Origin of the sequence: Microcoleus sp. D3_18_C4 (genome assembly GCF_036702355.1) — a bacterium.
GTDB lineage: Bacteria > Cyanobacteriota > Cyanobacteriia > Cyanobacteriales > Microcoleaceae > Microcoleus.
Genome location: NZ_JAUBTF010000001.1, coordinates 76,714 through 95,754 on the forward strand (window position 1 = coordinate 76,714; position 19,041 = coordinate 95,754).

Here is a 19,041-nt window from a genome sequence, read left to right on the forward strand (position 1 = left end):
TCCTGTTGACAATCAATCGGGTATTACAAAACTACTTGGGCCCAGGGCGGCTGCCAAAATCGAATAAATTACTCCAATTCCCAATAAGCCCACAGCAAAACTGAAAAATAAAACCATGGCGTCTGGGGGATTGTAGGTATCGTGGTCAATTTGGTGGCGAACGGTGAAGTAGTGCTTAGTTGAGATTAAGACTGTCACCCAACCTATTAGAGAGAAGATTAAACCCAACTTCCACCCCATCGCCTGACGGTAATGTACGGGCATTTGCACGACGCGAAGTCGGATGATGACGACGCCAAAAGCCATGAGGGCGATCGCGGCCCGCATCCAGGCTAAGAATGTGCGCTCATTTGCCGATCGATCGATCGCCCGCGACAGATTTTGCTGCTTTGGTTTCTCATCATCTACTTGCATCGGTTTGAACGATAATTGCACGCGATCGAACTCTTGAATATTCATATTAAACCGCCACCATTATTCAGGTGCCATCAAACCAAATGAGCTAGAAGGAACGGTGAACATATAATAAATTACCCCAGCCCCTAGGATGGCGATCGCGAGGCTGAAAAGAATTACCCAGCGATCGGTAGGTTCATAAGTATCGTAATCGATATCGTGACGGACACCAAAGTAGTGCTTAGTTGAGAATAACACCGTCAGCAAACCCACTGCTGAAAAAAGCAAACCCAACTTCCAGCCATTGCCGGGAGTTGGGAGTAGAGGGGGGTGAAAGGTGCGAAGGCGGACGATAACTACGCCAAAACCCATCAGCGATATTGCTGTCCGCATCCATGCTAAATAAGTGCGCTCGTTTGCCAAGTGATCCCGCACCCGCGACGGATTTGGTCGCCTAATCTTTTCTGTATTTACTTTCGTGGATTTCCAATTTAATAGCATAGATTAGCCTTTTAAGATTAACTCCAAATATGAAGGTAAACTGATATATTTCCGCTGGGACGATTATCCGCCGGGGATCGATCCCCGGCGGGTTGTTGCGTTGGAACAGGCTTTACACAGCCGATCGCATTACAACTTCACCAAAACTAATCATTTTCCTCAGTTGGTGCGTTGGGAACTTGTGTATCTATGTAAGCCTGAGTCACATCAGGAACAAACCAATTCGCATCCCCAGGCTGGAAAACCTTAGCAGTAGGAACGTTGAATTCTACAGCCCCCGTATCGGGATTAGCTCTGGCTACAACTTGAGTTCCGTCAACTATCTTAACAGCTATACCGCCCGTCAATTCTTCTGAAGGTTGATCGGTAGTTCTTAAATCGGTTGCTTTGATATCGCTGGGTAGATAAATTCCATCGCAATCCCATTTATGTTCAGTTGTTTGGCCGTCAGCTAGAAAATAAAGGGCATTCTCGTAAGTAGAAGAAGCGGCTTTTTTGCCTTTCGGGCCGTAGACAGCCAGGGTTTTTCCTGTCTCGTTGCGGCACTGACCCCAAGGTTTTCCCGTTTCTAAAGTGTATTTTTGAAACTCCAATTGAGCGATTTTTTGCTGAAGTTGCTCAGGGGTATAAGTCTGGGCGGTATCGGGTGCATCTTTCGCTGTCCTGAGAGTGTTTAGAGCTTGAGTCACCTCTATGTAGTCGGGATTGCTCGCATATTTCGGCGTTTTTGGAGCGTCGGCCCAGGAGGGGGGAACGAATACTAAATTGGCGGTCATTACCAAGAGCACTAAAACAAATTTGAAGATTTTCACAATTTTTGTCCTTTTCTAGATTGTCAGGTTTTTTTCAACTTTCTGTTTGCTTGCTATCTTAAGACTTAGGCAAAAACGAACTCTCTTTAACAGGTTGGCCTGAGAAACCAAATTTGGCAGAATCGAAAAATCTGGTTTTTTAGGATGAGACCTATTGTCAAAGTCGATCGGTGTGGGGTAGTGGCAAAGTGTGCGGGCGATATTTTAAGAATTCCTCCTCAAGTTTTTAGCTGAGTTGGATTCACCACTACAGGATTTAGTGAAATGACAGGTATATTCTTGCCTAAGTCTGGCAACTTGCTAGCTCACAAAATGGCTTGAACTTTCGTACAAATTCGAGGCTAAATTAGTTTGAAGCTGCTTTTAGCTCGGTTAATTAGTTCATTATTAACTTAGCATATTTGGTGATATATGGCAAGTAATTTAGACACCATTTTAAGAAAACAATTTGTAAGGTAAAAATGATGAGTTATAAATCATGAACATCGAAAAAGTTATCTACCTAGAGAGGGATGTAAGTAGCGGAACCGAGGCTAATTCTTAGTTAAATTGAAATGCCGGGAGCAGGCGATAAGTACCGCTTTCAATCAGAATGAATATTCCCAAGCCAATCAATACAAAAGGGACAACAGCCTTGGTATAGCGAGTCAAAATAGGGGCGATCGCCCTGTGGCGAGTTAACCAGTAAGCGGCATAAGACCAAACACCTACCATCACCGAGAAAACCGCCAAAATCACCACCAAGCTCGGCAAATCGCTGCTAGCAAACAGCGGCAAATAAATGCCGATGTTGTCTCCCCCGTTGGCCACTGTTACCGCAGCCACATTCAAAGTTTGGGGATTGAAAAGATTGGCGAGTTTTGACAGCAGAGATGAGTTAGATTGACGGTTAAATTCGCCCGATACGGCTTGTACGTCATTTTCCTCATTTTCTCTCTTGACTAAGTGACTGAGGCCGATCGCGATCGGAACCAAACCCAGCAAGCCAATCCAAGCTTTCGGCACAATTAAACCGCCAAAAAAACCGGGCAAACTAGCAGCGATGAGTGCTGCAAATCCGAGGTACTTACCGACAAAGATATGCCGGGGGCGGAAAGTATCATTTACCTGGGCGAAGAACAGCATCGAAATCACCATATCGTCGATATTGGTTGCGGCAAAAGATGTAATCCCGGCAATAATCGCTGCTGCAATCCAATTCATGTGCTGTCCCTGCAATTTTTCTAGACTTCAGTTTCCCGGGCGTTACCTCTGCTCATAGTTATCAAACAGAAAGCGCAACCCACTAAAGATATTATACTTAAAGTTGGGCTTGCCAGAGTGCCGCTTTTCACCAGAATCGCCATTCCCAATCCGATTAAAACAAAAGGCACAAGCTGATTGCCGTAGCGAGTCAAAGTATCTGCGATCGTCCGCATCTGAATTAACCGATAAGCAGCGTAGCACCAAACGCCCACCATCCCGAAGAATACAGTGAGAACAACCGCCAAACTTTCTAAAGTATTGCTAGCAAAAAGCGGCACATATATCCCGATATTGTCGCCCCCATTTGCCACCGTCACCGCTGCTACGCTGTAAGTTTGAGGAGACAGGAAACTGCTAAAAAAAGATTTCTCAGATTGCTGTAATTCTGCCTCAACTTCCGAATCATCAGTTTCTGGATTCAGCAAGCGGCTAAGCCCGATCGCAATTGGCAGCAAACCCAGCATTCCGATCCAATCAGGCGGAAATATTAAGCTGCCAAAAAACCCGGGAAGGCTAACCAAAACCAGTGCAGTAAAGCCCAGAAACTGACCGAAGACGATATGCCTGCGCCGAAATACTGCATTCACCTGCGAGAAAAACAGCAGCAGAATCAGAATATCGTCTAGATTCGTAGCCGTAAAAGCTGTCATTGCCGTAGAAATTGCTGTTAGTAATTCATTCATTTCTGTGTCTCCTCAGATTTTTTATTTCGTTGTACTTGCTGGGATCGTATCTTCGGAACGGGTTCTCAGGCCCGTTCCACAAAAATTAAATTTTATTGTGGGCTGTTGAGCTGATCAACGCCCTTGAAATGCTGATTGACAATTCTGCAATATCTCAGTAAAAACCCAGTTGCTTAAAAACTCTTTCTCCGAACAGCGAACTGGTAACTGCTAATCAAAAACGCTCACTGTCAAAGGGGACGGCTTTCAATCGAACACCGCCGTAAATTGCATTTTCTTCCTCGAACTTGGCATGAATTGCGTCAATACCCTGCTGCATCGATCCCGCGAGTTCAGGAGAACGCAGGCGCTGCCAGAAAAACCATCCGCAAGTAACCACCAAGTACATCAAGAACAAGTAAGGAAACGCATCGTAAGGAGGTTCTGGAGGTGGGAACATAGTGCTGCCGGGAATGCCCACGCTGCCCGCAATCGGAATCATCATAAATGCGATCGCCACCACAGAGAACAGCACATCTCGCAGGCGCAACTTACCAATTTTGTGCAGGTAAACCGGAGCCGCGATCGAAATTAAGACGTAAACGGTTAAAAATCCGTAGCTGCAAATTGCCCCCAAATAACCCATACAATCGAACAGTTTGATGTTAAACATAGACATCACAGCCGGCACCAAAAATGTCAGAAATGTACACAGGGTTACTGCAACGTGGGGAGTTTTATTAGACGAATGCGCTACACCTAATGAAGAGTGAAACAAACCGTGGCGCGCCATCATAAAAAACACTCTCGCCGCTGGATTGATGCTGCCGAGTACGCAAGCAAAAAAGCTAAATAAAGCGCCGAAAGCCACTAACTCTCCCAGCCAACCCATGCCCACTTGTTGCGCCAGAAAACTCAGAGGTTCTTCAGTATTAGTAATAGAAACTCCAGTACCGCTAAAACCCAAAACCTCAATATAGGTCATCAAAATGAAGAATAAGCCTGCCATCACAGCGCTGCCCATGACAGCCCTGGGGATATTTTTTAAGGGTTTTTTCGCTTCGTCACCCAGAGATGTAGCACTTTCAAAACCAGAGAAACCAAACATTACTAAGACAAGTCCCGTCGCTATGTTCCCCGGAGTTACGCCTTCCAAAGTCAGTTGGGACATATCTAAGGCAAAACCTTTGTGCGCCCAGATGATGATTCCTAAAAGTGCAATCGCCGCCACTGATGCTCCCTCCAGCCACAGCATCGCCATAGCTGAAAGCTGGATATCTTTATAACCTGCATACCAAGCAACGCCAGCCCCGATCGATAACAGGGTAATCGGTGACGGATGGATGCCTAAATGACCGATGAAAATACCCGTAAAGTTGGCAAAACCACACAAAACGGCCATCGCAGTAAATAGATAAGCGAGTACCAAACTCCAGCCGCAAATTACGCCGGCAGTCGGGCCTAGTCCTTTAACAATATAAGAATAAAGAGAACCTGCAGAAGCCGATCGACTTGCAAATTGGTTGATATTGATGCTGACAAATACTAGGCCTATCAAGCCGATGAGAAAGCTCAGCCAAGCCCCCTTACCCGAAAGAGCGACAATTAACCCTATATTAGATGCTGGGATAGTTGTAGGTGCAATGACGGCAAAGGATTGAGCTAAAACCTCCCCGAAGGAGAGGCAGTCCGGCTTTAAGCCGTGTGCACTCTGATTTTTTGGCGTTTTCTTGGTCATTTATCTTCTCTCTTTTTGTCGATCGACTTTTGGCGATCGGCTTAAACTTGTTGGTGCTGCTTCCGCATTGGACCCTGCATTAGAAGCTTAAGTATTACCTTAAGGCTCTTGACAGGTAGAATCAAATGGTGTTGTTTATCGAATTAATAAATACAAGTGATGCAGTGCCGTGGCAAAAGAACTGTTGGAAGACGAGACCTATCTGTCGCCACCAGCCCAAACCCTTGATGTTAAAAGGAAAATTAAATAGCGGCTGACAACCGTGCTTTTTGGGGAATTCCAGCCTGTACCAGAGACTCGAAAAGTTCAGGTCAAAGTTTAGCCGCCAAAGATTTTTATTTCCAAAAAAAAATGTCTGTATTTAGTAAAAAGGTACTCCGCATGGCCGGAATGACACTTGACCAACTGCGAGTTTTTCTAGCTGTGGCGGAACACCTGCACTTCAGCCGCGCAGCGGAGGAACTTTACATCACCCAACCCGCTGTCAGCGCGACAATCCAAAGCTTAGAGGCGCAATACGGAGTAAAACTATTTCACCGCATCGGCCGCCGGATCGAAATCACAGATGCTGGGAAGTTGCTGCAAGTTGAAACACAGAAAATTCTCGACCAAGTTGCTTTGACTGAGAGAGGTTTGCGGGAGTTGAATGACTTGCAGCGAGGCGAATTAAACTTGGGTTGCAGTCTGACCATTGGCAATTATTGGTTGCCGGATAAACTTAGCAAGTTTAAACAGCAATATCCTGGTATTTCCGTGAATTGTACTCTGGCAAATGCCGAAGAAATTTGTGCGGGGACGGCGACGGGAACATTTGATTTGGGTTTAGTGACGGGAGACATTAAAGCTTCGCTTAAGAGCACTCTAGAGGAAGAAGTTGTAGGCAGCGAACGCTTGCTGATTGTAGTTGGCCAATCTCACCCTTGGTTTGAACGTGCAGAAGTGAGTTTAACGGAAATTGCGAAAACGGATTGGGTGATGCGAGAAGCTGGTTCTGGAGTTCAGCAAATGTTGGAACAAGCTTTGCAAAGTTGGGGCGTTAATCCCGATGAATTGAATGTAACTTTAGTTTTGAACAGCAGTGAAATGGTAAAAGCAGTGGTGGAAAGTGGCACAGGTGCAGCGGCTATTCCTGAATTGATGGTAAAAAAAGAATTGCAGCTATCTACACTACGAGCGATTAAAATTATAGATAGCCAACCAAGTTCTAATGTATGTTTGGAAATAATTAAACCCGTTTTAAAACTGAAGCACCGACAGCGTTTTCAAACTGGAATTACTAAAGCTTTTGAACAGATATTAACTTAAGGTGCTGGTAATTGGTAAGACCCCAGTAGGGACACTCCAAGAGCCGATTAGTGTCAAGTTAAGCTGTCAGTCCGCCCAGTCCTTCCGTCCGCCCGTCAGTCCGCCAGGGGTTGAAACCCCTGTCTAATAGCTAAAGTCCTCTCAAAGAGGACTGAAGAACTCATTAGTCGTCTTCAGACGACTTTAGCTTTGAGGCAGGGGTTTCAACCCTTGCCTTGCCGGACTATTGGTTGTACGTTAAGTAGGGACACAACGAAAGGCACGGTGCCGTGTCCCTACTTAATAGACATCTCCTCAAAAGCAAGTTTTGAACAGGCATCCTGCCTGTTCCACAAGAATTATGGGAGATATCTAATTACCTTAATGACCGCTGTTCAATAGTTTCCTCAAATCCAATAAATTTTTACCCCCATCACCAACAATCAGCGGCAATTTCCCATCCCATTTTTCTATAGCCTGCCTTTCCAAAAGTTCCGGAGTCAAATTGTCCCGCAGCAACCTTTGCACTTCGGCTTCTCCCTTGGCTAAATTCACCTTAGCGTCCGCCTGTTTTGCTGCTTTCAGCGCTAAAAACTCCCCTCTTTTTGCCTCCTGTTCGGCAATTTGTTTCGCCTCCACCGCCTCGCTAAACCGCTCAGAAAAGTGAACGTGTACTAAAGAAATATCGTCAACGGCAATGTGATATGTAACCAGCCTCAAGGTCAAAGAATCATCAACTGCGGCTTTAACTTCTCCCCGTTTAGTAATAATTTCTTCAGCGGTGTATTTAGCCATAACTGCTTTTAATACTTCTTCAACAGCCGGCTCGATAATGCGAGTCACGACTTCTTTCTCGTCACCTATTTGTTGAAAAATAGCATTGGCTTCTTCTGGGATAATATGCCAGTTGAGCGCTACATCCGTGAAAACATCTTGCAAATCTTTTGAGGAAGCTTCAGCGGAAATTTCCTGTTTTTGTACCCGGACGCTCAACTTTTTTACACTATAAACTGTGGGGAATATTACGTGAAGTCCTTCTCCGAGTACCTGTTCTTGCACTTTACCAAACTGCATCAGTACGCCCCGTTCTCCAGCGTTGACTATGATAAAAAATTTGGACAAAATAGCTAAAAACACTATCACTATAGCTATTTGAACAGCTAGGTAAAAATCCTGATTTTTTTTATGGCTTGATTTGAGTGAGTCAACGTTACTGCTGGATTCTAAAACCATATTCCACCCCGATCGCACTTAATTCTCTGCTCAATATTGACTTAATAGATATTTTATTTACCTGCCACCAACAACTGTTCAAAATCCGCTGCCGCCAAAGGAGGACTGAACAAATATCCTTGCATTATATCGCACTTATAGCGCCAGAGAAAATCTTTTTCTGCTTCTGTTTCAACTCCTTCGGCAATTACCTCAAGACAGAGACTGTGCGCCATTTCAATAATAGCTTTCACAATCGCTGCATTTGTGCAACCATCAGTGATGTTGGTGATAAAACAGCGGTCTATTTTTAAAGTATCGAAGGGGTATTGTGTGAGATAGCTTAAAGAAGAATACCCAGTTCCGAAATCGTCAAGAGAGATACAAACTCCCAAATTTTTCAAGTGTTGCAAAGTCGCGATCGCACTTTCGGCATCTTCTACCATCAAACTTTCTGTCAGCTCTAATTCCAAACTGCTCGCTTGCAAACCAGTTTCTGCTAAAATTTGGGCAACTCTGCTGCTGAGATCCGGTTGGTGAAATTGGCGCGGCGACAGATTCACCGCTATCCGAAGCGAAAAACCAGCATTTTGCCAAACTTGCATTTGCTTGCAAGCTGTGTGCAAAACCCACTCCCCTAACTGTACAATGAAGCCAGTTTCTTCGGCATGGGGAATAAATTCTGCGGGCGAAATTAGCCCTTTTTCTGGATGTACCCAGCGCACTAAAGCTTCTGCGCTCATAATTTTACCTGTCTGGACATTGACTTGGGGCTGATAGTAAACTTGGAATTCTTCTCGTTCCAGTGCGTTGCACAAACGGGTTTTTATCTGCTCTAATTTATCTGCTGTATTTTGGATAAATTCGCTGGCTTGCGACTGCAAAATACTGTACTGTTCGGCTACAGCTTCTTGTTTTTTCAAGCGGCTCGATATCGCGCCCACAAGTTCAGCTTTACTAAAAGGTTTAGTCAGGTAATCATCTGCTCCCAATTCCATACCTTGTCGCATTTCAGAGCGATCGGCTTTACCGGTGAGAAAAACAAAAGGTACTGTAGCAGTAACAGGATTAGATCGCAAGGCCATCAGCACCCCATACCCGTCAAGTTCTGGCATCATCACGTCGCAAATAATCACGTCGGGAACATTTGACACCGCCGCATATAAACCTTGTGATCCATTTTCTGCACCCGTCACGTCGAAACCTTCAGCTTTGAGGAGTTTGAGAATATTCTCGCGAATTACTTGCTCGTCCTCAATCACTAGAATCTTTTTCATACGTCATTCCCTGAAAGCGGTATAATTGATCGACGTTACTGAACGCGATAAGCGTGGCAATAACTGAGAACGCACAGCTCGATCGGCCCAACAACCGAATATTTTCCGACACAAATAGCAAACACCTGAAAAACGCTAATTTTTCAAGCACAACTAGATTAATGTTTCTCTGCTTACTCAGTGCCGTCCGTATTATTATGAGGTTAATTAATAATCTCTCAACTAATTCTAGGCGATCGACAGTTAGCAGTGCCTTAAATAACTGCTAAACTAATTGTGCCACCTGAACGATTGTCTGCAAACAATCTCAGCCTATTTATACCAGTTGCCAAAAACCATGCAACTGCAAGCAAGTTCCAAACCCTTGCGGAGTCAGTCTTCCCCATTATTCAATGTAAAATCTCAACTTTCAAATCTCAAATGGTATTACCTACTGGATTCCCTGAACCCGCACAGATTGGGGTCATAGAAGTTAAGCAATATCCTCACTACCGCGCTGTCACCTACACCCACGCGGGCGATTTGCGACAAGCAACAGGAATCGCCTTCAATCCCTTATTTCAACACATCAGCAACAACCAAATTGCGATGACAACGCCAGTAGAAGCGCGCTACACGGAAACTTCCGGGCAAATCGATGCAGTTCCTCAAGCTGAAGTTTCGTTCCTCTATCCCGCACCAAATATCGCCCCCAGCAGCGTTAACTCCGCTGTAGAAGTTACGGATACTTCGCCCATGATGGTTGTCAGCATCGGCGTGGGCGGGGCCTACACTTGGGAAAGCTACGAAAATAACCTCCAGAAACTCAAAGATTGGCTTCAAGAACATCCTGAATACGAAATAGTCGGGCCGCCGCGCCGCTTTTTTTACAATTCCCCGATGACGCCGGAAGCAACTAAAATCAGCGAGGTACAAATTCCGATCAAGTGCCGCTGACGTGAACAACTAATTCGCGAATGTGACTCCGCTGGCGATGTTCCCACAGGTAAATGCCCTGCCAAGTTCCTAACAGCAACCTGCCGCGATCGATCGGGATTTGTTCAGAAGTATGAGTCAGCGCAGTGCGAATGTGGGCCGGCATATCGTCTGGGCCTTCCGCATCGTGAATGTAGCGATCGTCCTCCGGTACCAGTTTAGCTAAAAAGTTAGCCAAATCCTTAAGTACATCCGGGTCAGCATTTTCTTGAATCACCAAACTAGCAGAAGTATGGCGCAAAAATAAACTACAAAGTCCCGTTTTAATACCTGAATTCGCCACCACATCTTCTATCTTAGGAGTGATTTTCCCCAAAGATTTCCCTGTAGTTTGAATCTTGAGTATCTGTTGATAGTGATTCATTCGATTTTAGATTTTAGATTTTAGATTTTGGATGACACTGATGCAAAAGTCTTCTGTCGGCGGAGGTAGACTTTGTTTGTTTAAGATCGATTTCTAATCGCACTTATGAAAAATAGTCTACAACAGCTTGGGCGAGATCCTCCGTACCATTTTTATCCAATTTATCCGACAAACAGGGCGGATGCAGCGGTTTTCGCAAAAACTCCCAATCCCCCTCAAAAAACTCAGCCGCCGTCAAAATTTGATGTTCCGCATAATTTTGAATCCCTTCCAGCAACACCGCAGCTTCTGCAAAACCTTCTCTCATTATAGAAACAACAGGTATTTCCAAGCGCAAAGCTTCCGCAAAAGTGCTGTATCCCGGTTTAGAAACTAACAGCCCGCAGACAGGCATAATATCAACCGGACGCGGTAAAATCGGGAGAGATTTTGCAAACTCCTGATTTTTGACTTTAATCAAATTCGGCAAATCGGGAGATCCCGCATCAAAAGTAATAAATTGCCAGTCGCTAAATTGCTGTAAATTTTGATAAGGAATTTCCTCTAAACCCAATCCGCCGAAAGTCAGCAATACAGTTTTTTCCAGCGGTGCTTCGATGCCGAATACTTCCCGAATTTTTTCGTTACTGTAGCGAGGATTGCCACCAGTCAAGCCCACATCTTGAATATTTGGGAAAGCTGCCATCGGTTCGTGCAAAGGAAGACGAAAAAGCCGATCGCACATTCCGAAACACTCACCAATCCAATCTGCCATTTCTGCAAATTCCCCGCCCCAATCGCGATAGATAAAATCCCACCCAAAATTGCTCATCATCCAGCAAGGAACCCCAGCCGCTGCCGCCATTCGCGTTGCCAAAGGAGGAATATCTGCCAGCACCAAACCCACCCGATTTTGCTTAATAAAATTAACTTCGCTGGCAATTAGGGAATTTTGCTTTTTCCGAATTTCCCGTAATTTTTGCAGTGTCGCGTCTTTATCCATATTCAAACTGTCAGCTTGCACCACACCCACATCAAAAGCACGGGGACGGTGGATAAAGTCGCCACTAATATAAGATTCTAGCAGCCAGCGAGGAGCTGTTGTTGTGATAATTAGTAAAATCTCTGGATTTAATTCTTGAATTTTTGCAGCTACGGAGGAGACTCGGACAGCGTGGCCGAATCCGTGATTTGTGATGGCAATATATAATGTTGGTCGAGACATTTATAATAGGGAATGGGGAATGGGGAATGGGGAATTGGGCATCGGGAATTGCGAATTGGAGGTAGAGACTGGAAGTCAACAAGGCCCAGCTTCAAGCGACGCACAACCAACAATGACACAATTAATAACTAATGACTATCGAATATGCAAGAACTCATCAATCGCGCGCGCCCTCAGACCAAACAGGCAATTGATTAATTTTGTCCAGCGTTATATCTACATACTTTTTACCATCCGCTGCTAGATTTTCCCCAAAATATCCCTCATCGCCGTCGTGCTTGTGAGGGCCGCTCACAGCTTCTGCATAGCGGCCTTGCAAACGAGCTTGGTTGAAAGGAGAAGTCGCGTACCAGTACCAGCGACTGGGAAAAACTATGCCGCCGATATCCTCAATTGAATCGCGAGTGCCGCGAAAGTGGAAAATGCGATCGGCTTCTGCAAAACCATTTTCTCCCGAAAAAACCCCCCCAACCGAAACAACCGTAATTTCTGCCTTCAGCCATTCTTTAAGATAGCGAGTAGCACCCAAAGCAACTTGTGCGCCGCCGCTAGTGCCAATTAAAATAACTTTCACCGGTTGTTGAGACTTAACTGAAAAGGGAGATTGAGCATTCATCCTCTCGATAATTACATTAGCTATTCCCTGATTGTATGCAAAGCCGTAGCGATAATCTAGAGAAATTGCAAACCTCCAGAGATTGCGAATTTTAATGAATATATTCCCCGCAATCGGCCCTTTTTTTGCCTGTTCTGCAAACCGCCAAAAAGGAGCTAGCCAGCGCTCTCCTCCTAAACTTTTGTTAGAAACTGAGTAAGGAAAAACATCGCCCACTGCTACGCACTGCGGGTGACTTTTAACTAAACGCTTGAGAAACAACTCTTCACCAGGGGTTAATTCGTCCCCCGAAAAATCGCCAACTCCCGGTAAAAAAATGATATAACAATTTATCTGCGAAGACTTACGCGCTTCTAGATTGCCCTTCTTAGATGGCAATATCTCCGGTGGATTTTTCTTGATACCAAAAGTTTCGGCACTTTGATTCAGCCACCATATAACAGTCCCCACCGGCGAAAGAATGCCCCAAATTATCAAAATTACACCTGCGATCAGCAACAAGTTTAAACTTCCCCCGCGCAGCCATGCAAGTATCCGTAAAATCAATCTTAGCATTTAATAAAATCTGGTAGAATGCCAATTAATTACTTAATTACCTAGAAATAGTTCGGTGATTCTGCTGTATTAGAGCTTATTTTGTACAAGTTGTCAACTATCTTGAGGAGCAGGAGTTCAACGTGAAGGGAGAAGATTCAATTGCAGGTTTGGGCGCAACGCTTTGGAACGCACTTTCTTTGAACGGCAACTTTTACGAAAAAACTCCCTACACTCGCAGAACTAAGCGAATAGCTTTAACAATTGTAATTTTAGCTGCGCTGTCCCGCGTGTTGGGCAGTTCTGTCATCTTGTTAATCAACCGAACTGAGCTATCAATATTATTTCTAGGACTTTTCATAGAGGGTTTGGCAGTCGCGGGGGGTTATTATTTTTGGACTTTCACTATCTTTAAAATCGGGGAGTGGCTGAAACCGGGTCACGTAACTTATCGGGAGCTGCTGGTTCCAATCGGATTTGCCTACGCCCCCCAAGTTCTGAGTTTCTTAACCTTAATTCCCTTGCTGGGAGAAGGAATAGAGCGCATATTAGTTGTCTGGAGTTTGCTAGCTGTAATTGTCGCGGTTCGGCAAGGTTTGGATATTCAAACTCGCTGGGCGGTGTTAATTTGTCTGGTGGGTTGGCCATTGATTCAACTTGCGATCGGCTTTGTGGAAGTATTTGAGCAGTTGCTGTCACGATGGCTTTAATTAATCAATACGGCAGCAGTATAGTAAACTCGCTGCCCTCTCCAGGTTCCGACTTGCAAATTAACTTTCCTCCATGCTGTTCTACCACAATTTGATAACTGATAGACAATCCTAAACCAGTCCCCTTACCTATCGGTTTAGTAGTAAAAAACGGATCGAATATTTTACCCCGCACCTCCGAATTCATCCCCACACCATTATCAACAATGCGAATCGCTACTTGATTTCCTTCCGCGACTTCAGTGCAAATCTGAATTGTAGGAGTGTGTTTCGAGTCAACTTCACTCCCTCTTTCGCGACAAAAAGCATCAATCGCATTGGTCAGGACATTCATAAATACCTGATTAACTTCTCCCGGATAGCAGTTAACTAAAGGCAAATTGTCGTACTTCTTGATCACTTGAATATTAAGTAATTTGTGATCCAAAATCATCAAGGTGCTGTCCATACCTTCGTGGATATTAACCCATTTTCTATCAGATTCATCTAGCCGAGAAAAGTTTCGCAGCGACAGCACAATATCGCGAACTCTCGCAGCGCCCACTCTCATTGAATCTATCATTTTAGTGAAATCATTCATTAAAAAATCTAAATCTATTTGCTCTGTTTCATTTACTATTTCTAGCACGGGATTGGGGTAATTTTTTTGGTATAAACGTAGTATATTTAGTAAGTTTTCAGCGTATTCATTGGTGTAATATAAATTTCCATAAATAAAGTTAATCGGGTTATTAATTTCGTGAGCCACTCCCCCGACAACTTGCCCTAAACTGGACATTTTTTCACTTTGAATTAGCTGCAATTGAGTGTGGCGAAGTTCTTCTAATGCAGTATGCAAATTCTCAGTTCTTTGGGCTACTCGCGTTTCCAGAATACTATAAAAACGAGCATTTTCTAGAGAAATAGCGGCTTGTGCAGACAGGATTCCCAAAATTTCTAGCCTGTCGCTAGTAAAAGCACCTTTGGTTAAATTATTTTCTAAGTAAAAAATTCCCGTAAGGTTGCCTTGATGGATAATTGGCAATACTAGGATAGATAGGGGTTGATTGACCGCAATATAAGGGTCAAATTGGAATTGCTCGGATCGGGTAGCATCATCTAAAACCAAGTATTTTTGGGTTCTTTCTACATAGTTAATCAAGGAAATTGGGAGGATATCCGATTCGGCAATCGGGAGAGATGGTAACACGGTTAGATCATTAAACTGATCGGTAAGTCCAGCTTCTATGAATAATTGATTACCTGTCTTGGCAAGAAATAATACTTTTTGAGCGCCTGCGTTTTCCTTTACAAGCTGTACGAGTTTCTCTAGCAATCGGCTGAGAATAATTTCGCTCGAAACAGCTTGTGATGCTTTGACAACTGTTGAAAAATCCAGCACCAAACTATTGTTCATAGTAGTTTGGGCAGTGCTGATAACATTTTTATGTATTGGGTCTTGATGGCGCTCAACTAAATAATGATAACGGGATTCTAAGTCTTTAACTTTGGCTGTAGATCCCCAGCGGATGTAAGCATAATAAGCTTTGGTCAGATAAGCTCGAGCACTTATCTCTTTATCCAAAGATAGATAAAACTCTCCCGCTAATTCATAAGCTAATGCTTCTTCGTGGATGTAACCGTTAGCAGCAGCTCCTTTAATAGCTAAGTCATAATAATCCATTGCGGCAAGTTTATCGTTGACAACTCGCGCTTTTTCTGCTTCGACTAACTCGTACTTATGCTGATAATTCATGGGTGCATGGCAGGCCCACTTTTTCATAATTTGCTGATTAGAGTTAACAATAGCTAGGTATGCTTCTTGATTGTCACTGTCAGGATAGTGAGCGAGGAGAGCCAGCGAATAGTAGAAATTGTGTATCCCAACAGTGATTAAGCCGATCGCCCCATCTGCGTATTCTACCGCTAATTTACCGCTGGCCACAGCCGCAGCATAATCTTTCAATAAATAAAGCAGCATCAATTTAGCAACATAAGCTGCAAACAGCGACATTCGATTATTTTCTTTCTGCCAACGGGACATCACAGCAGGTTCATCCAACCTGCCGCTAACTAATCGTACTTGCTCTGATGTTTTGCTTCTTAAGCTTGAAGCAGTTACTTGCCAAATTTGAGCATAACCCATGGCAAATTCGTGTTTATTTTTTTGCAAAAACTCCATACAAACGCTTTGTTTTTCTTCGACATATTCTAACTGTTCTCCCACTAACACTAAATTAGTAATATAGTGCATAAAATTATAAACCGCCCATTCTAAATCACCATTTTCTACACCAGATTTCATCCCTTCTAGAAATGAATTAAGTGTATTTTTACTAGACTCTTTCCAGATTCTTATATGAGCATTAAACATTACATAAACCTTAGCTTTCTGTTGGCTAGCATTAAATTGTTCTAGTAGCTTTAAAGCGATTAATCCAGCGTAGTAGCCTGCTTCGATGTCGCCTTCGATGCCGCACAGAATCATTCCATAAAGAGTATAGGGAAAAGTAGCTAATGCTGAATGACCGTGATCGATACAAAGATTGACCATAGTCAAGACGAGGGAGGACACAATTTCAGGTTTGGCAATATAAGCAGGAGGATAGAGGGCTGTCAGGATTTCCATAGCTGCCAGTAGATATGGATCTGTCATAACTGGCAGGTTTTCTAATTCCTCAATTCGTGGCAATTTTGGCACTGCAATGGTTTCGTTGTCTAATAGGTTGAGTCCCAGCATTTCCAGCACTTCTAGACCTGTTTCAACAGCTTTTAGCATCTGGCTTTGAGCCTGATAAAATAGGATCTTGAGCTGATACACTTTCACTATGTCAAGCTGGTTTTTAGCCGATCGCAAAACCACTTCCGCCAAATTTTCTGCTTGATCGAAGTTGGTGTTTAAATATTCCGCTTCCAGCGTCTCTACATACAACCGCAGCGTCATGCTATAGTTGCGATCCCAGCTATCAGGTGCTAATAACGACATTCCGGCATTTAAATACTTAACAGCGGGTTCGTAAGCATTAGCTACTTTTGCCTTATGTCCAGCAATTAAATTTAATCCTGCTAATTCATCTTTTTCTGATTGCAGGAGCAGACAATCAATTCCTACATTCAACTGGTTGATAATATCAAAAATTTTCTCTTCTACTTTATCGGCGGGCGTATTTTCAAACAGCAATTTACCGATGCTAAGATGAGTGACTTTCTTTTCATCATCAGGAATCAGCGAATATGCAGCTTGCTGGACGCGATCGTGCAAAAATTTATAGCTGATTCGCGAAGAATCGAAAGTTAAATTAGCTCCTCCTTCTCCATCTAAAAATAAAGGAATGAGGTAACTCTCATTCAAAGGAAGTATTAACCCTGCTTGCAAAGCATCCCAGAGTTCAGTCGCAGTGACTGATGGAGATTTTGCGTTGACAGTAGAGAGAACATCTAAAGTGAATTTGTCCCCAACACAAGCCGCCAATTTCAAAATTTCTTGTGTACTCTCTGGCAGTTGTTGAATCCGACTGGCTACCAGTTCAACTACACTCTTATCTGTGATGCCAATAGCCTGAATCTCCTCAATGTTCCACTGCCACTCCCCTCTTCTTGCGGGAGACAGCAGCTTGGTAAAGTCAAATCTCAAAAGTTTTTCTTGATAAAGAGTGTTGAGCAATTGCGTCAAGAAAAAAGGATTCCCACCAGTCTTATTCCAAATTAACTCCGCTAAAGGTTGAATTCGGTCTGAGTCATTCAATGTCTCCGAAATTAACTCAGTAACCTGGGCTAAAGAAAGAGGTTCCAGCACTAAATTGTTGATAATAATACCCGTTTGTTGAAGGTACTCTACTGTTTGCCTTAAAGGATGTGTAGAGCTAACTTCATGGTCTCGATAGGCTCCAATTAATAGTAAATATTTGCTATCGGGGTCAGTCGCCAGCAATTCCATTAATTTCAAGGTTGCTGAATCTGACCACTGCAAGTCATCAAGAAAGATGACTAATGGATGCTCTTTTTGCGCGAATACGTGGATAAATTCTTTGAATAGCCTGTTAAAGCGGTTTTGTGCTTCTGTGGGGGCAAGTTCCGCAACGGCAGGCTGTTTGCCTATTACCAATTCTAGTTCGGGAATCACGTCAATAATTACTTGTCCGGCATCGCCTAGTGCGGCTAAAAGTTTATGTTGCCAATCTTGTAATTTTTTGTTATTTTCGGCAAGTAACTGCTGGATCAAAGATTGAAAAGCTTGAATTAAAGATGCGTAAGGTATATTCCGCTTGAATTGGTCAAATTTACCTGAAATAAAATAACCCCGCTGTCTGGTGATGGGTTTTTGGATTTCGCTAACTACGGCAGATTTGCCTATACCTGCATAACCCGACACTAGGATCAGTTCAATTTGGGAAGGGGAAGAATTTTCCTCGCGAGGATTAGCTACACGTTCAAATGCTGCCAATAGTTCGCTGACTTGTGTTTCCCGACCGTACAATTTTTGAGGAATCAACAACTGACTCAATATATCTAAGTTTCCCGGCGTAAAATCTACTATCTTGCCTGTAGTTTCTAACTGATTTAAACAAATTTCTAAATCTGCCAACAATCCGCCTGCGCTTTGATATCTCTGTTCGGCATTTTTGGCCATCAATTTCATCACAATTTGTGAGATTGCTGGTGGAATGTCTGAATTAATGTGATGGGGTAAAATTGCTTGACAAGCTATGTGGCTGTAAACTATCTCTAACGGGTCGTTGCTCATAAATGGCAGTTGACCTGTCAGCATTTCATATAAAGTAATTCCGAGAGAATAAAAGTCGGTGCGGTAGTCAAGGGTGCGGTTCATTCTCCCGGTTTGTTCGGGAGACATATAAGCAAAAGTACCGACGATCGAGTTAATATTATTAATTTGGGGATTTTCTTTGGACAATCGTGAAGCAATCCCGAAATCTGTCAGCTTAATAATTCCTGTTTGGCTGTTGATGATGATATTGCTAGGCTTAATATCTTTATGAATAATTTTTTGAAGATGCAGATATTCTAAGGTTTTTATGAGTTGAATACCAAACCTCAAACAGGTGATAACTTCGAGCTTTTGTCTGGACATCAGGCGATCGATAGATTCGCCCTCAAAGTCTTCTAAAAGCAAGCCCAGACGGTTGTCAAATGTTTCTAGGCTAATGACTTTAACTAGGCCCGGATGGTCTAAATGTTGGCGAATGCGATACTCGTGCTTGATGCGGGTAATTGCATCGAGGGTGGGATATTCAGCTTTCAGGATTTTGAGTACGGTTGTATCCTGGTGGGTGGGGATTTTTCCTCGATAAATAATCGTTTCGATACCTTCGTGGAGAGTGGAGTAGATTTGGTATTGCGAGAGAAATTGCATGGAGTTCTCCTCTGAGTTGGAAATATATTTGATTCGAGTCGCTGTTCGCTGTTGACTGTTGGCTGACGGCACGACCACCGTCAATCGTCAAAAGTCTTGACAGGGCAACCGTTATATGCTTAGCTTAGTTAAATGGTCTACTTAAAGTAAAAAAATCAATT

15 protein-coding genes are annotated in these 19,041 nt (G+C 43.5%); 3 read left to right on the forward strand and 12 right to left on the reverse strand.

Features of this window, described 5'->3' with window-relative positions; genetic code table 11:
* Positions 1–12: 12 nt before the first annotated feature.
* From QUA90_RS00340 to QUA90_RS00365, 6 genes are all read right to left on the reverse strand, one after another.
* Positions 13–459 carry a DUF202 domain-containing protein gene (locus tag QUA90_RS00340; RefSeq protein ID WP_333325159.1) on the reverse strand — a complete coding sequence of 149 codons (447 nt, stop codon included), beginning with the start codon at positions 457–459 and terminating at the stop codon, positions 13–15.
* Positions 460–474: 15 nt separating this feature from the next.
* Positions 475–897, reverse strand: coding sequence for a DUF202 domain-containing protein (locus QUA90_RS00345; protein WP_333325157.1), 423 nt, complete (start codon positions 895–897; stop codon positions 475–477).
* Between the two features lie 146 nt (positions 898–1,043).
* A complete protein-coding gene (locus tag QUA90_RS00350) occupies positions 1,044–1,709 on the reverse strand; it encodes a hypothetical protein (protein ID WP_333083968.1) in 666 nt (221 codons plus the stop codon).
* 540 nt (positions 1,710–2,249) lie between these two features.
* The gene (locus tag QUA90_RS00355) at positions 2,250–2,912 is read right to left on the reverse strand and encodes a cadmium resistance transporter (RefSeq protein ID WP_333443265.1); all 663 of its coding nucleotides are present in this window, start codon (positions 2,910–2,912) and stop codon (positions 2,250–2,252) included.
* Positions 2,913–2,932: 20 nt separating this feature from the next.
* Positions 2,933–3,637 carry a cadmium resistance transporter gene (locus tag QUA90_RS00360; protein WP_333443267.1) on the reverse strand — a complete coding sequence of 235 codons (705 nt, stop codon included), beginning with the start codon at positions 3,635–3,637 and terminating at the stop codon, positions 2,933–2,935.
* 214 nt (positions 3,638–3,851) lie between these two features.
* Positions 3,852–5,354, reverse strand: a complete 1,503-nt coding sequence (locus QUA90_RS00365; protein WP_333443269.1) for an APC family permease — start codon at positions 5,352–5,354, stop codon at positions 3,852–3,854.
* Positions 5,355–5,705: 351 nt separating this feature from the next.
* Between QUA90_RS00365 and QUA90_RS00370 the strand changes: the two genes are divergently transcribed.
* Positions 5,706–6,659 carry a LysR family transcriptional regulator gene (locus tag QUA90_RS00370; RefSeq protein WP_333443271.1) on the forward strand — a complete coding sequence of 318 codons (954 nt, stop codon included), beginning with the start codon at positions 5,706–5,708 and terminating at the stop codon, positions 6,657–6,659.
* Positions 6,660–7,019: 360 nt separating this feature from the next.
* Here the strand turns inward: QUA90_RS00370 and QUA90_RS00375 are convergent, their stop codons facing one another.
* Complete coding sequence (locus QUA90_RS00375; RefSeq protein ID WP_333443273.1) at positions 7,020–7,871, reverse strand: prohibitin family protein; 852 nt, start codon at positions 7,869–7,871, stop codon at positions 7,020–7,022.
* 53 nt (positions 7,872–7,924) lie between these two features.
* Entirely contained in the window at positions 7,925–9,127 is a 1,203-nt protein-coding gene (locus QUA90_RS00380; RefSeq protein ID WP_333443275.1) for an EAL domain-containing response regulator, read from the reverse strand.
* 420 nt (positions 9,128–9,547) lie between these two features.
* On the opposite strand from QUA90_RS00380, the gene QUA90_RS00385 reads away from it, so the two are divergent.
* The gene (locus tag QUA90_RS00385) at positions 9,548–10,063 is read left to right on the forward strand and encodes a heme-binding protein (protein WP_333443277.1); all 516 of its coding nucleotides are present in this window, start codon (positions 9,548–9,550) and stop codon (positions 10,061–10,063) included.
* Here QUA90_RS00385 and QUA90_RS00390 read toward each other — a convergent pair.
* From QUA90_RS00390 to QUA90_RS00400, 3 genes are all read right to left on the reverse strand, one after another.
* Positions 10,050–10,466 (reverse strand): secondary thiamine-phosphate synthase enzyme YjbQ, encoded by a 417-nt coding sequence (locus tag QUA90_RS00390; RefSeq protein WP_333443279.1) that lies wholly within the window; start codon positions 10,464–10,466, stop codon positions 10,050–10,052. The genes QUA90_RS00385 and QUA90_RS00390 overlap by 14 nt on opposite strands.
* 103 nt (positions 10,467–10,569) lie before the next feature.
* Complete coding sequence (locus QUA90_RS00395; protein ID WP_333443281.1) at positions 10,570–11,670, reverse strand: glycosyl transferase; 1,101 nt, start codon at positions 11,668–11,670, stop codon at positions 10,570–10,572.
* Between the two features lie 157 nt (positions 11,671–11,827).
* A complete protein-coding gene (locus QUA90_RS00400) occupies positions 11,828–12,841 on the reverse strand; it encodes a hypothetical protein (RefSeq protein ID WP_333325129.1) in 1,014 nt (337 codons plus the stop codon).
* 122 nt (positions 12,842–12,963) lie between these two features.
* Between QUA90_RS00400 and QUA90_RS00405 the strand changes: the two genes are divergently transcribed.
* On the forward strand, positions 12,964–13,530 hold the full coding sequence (locus QUA90_RS00405; RefSeq protein ID WP_333210154.1) for a hypothetical protein: 567 nt from the start codon (positions 12,964–12,966) through the stop codon (positions 13,528–13,530).
* 4 nt (positions 13,531–13,534) lie between these two features.
* Here the strand turns inward: QUA90_RS00405 and QUA90_RS00410 are convergent, their stop codons facing one another.
* Positions 13,535–18,880 carry an AAA family ATPase gene (locus QUA90_RS00410; protein ID WP_333443283.1) on the reverse strand — a complete coding sequence of 1,782 codons (5,346 nt, stop codon included), beginning with the start codon at positions 18,878–18,880 and terminating at the stop codon, positions 13,535–13,537.
* Positions 18,881–19,041: the final 161 nt, after the last annotated feature.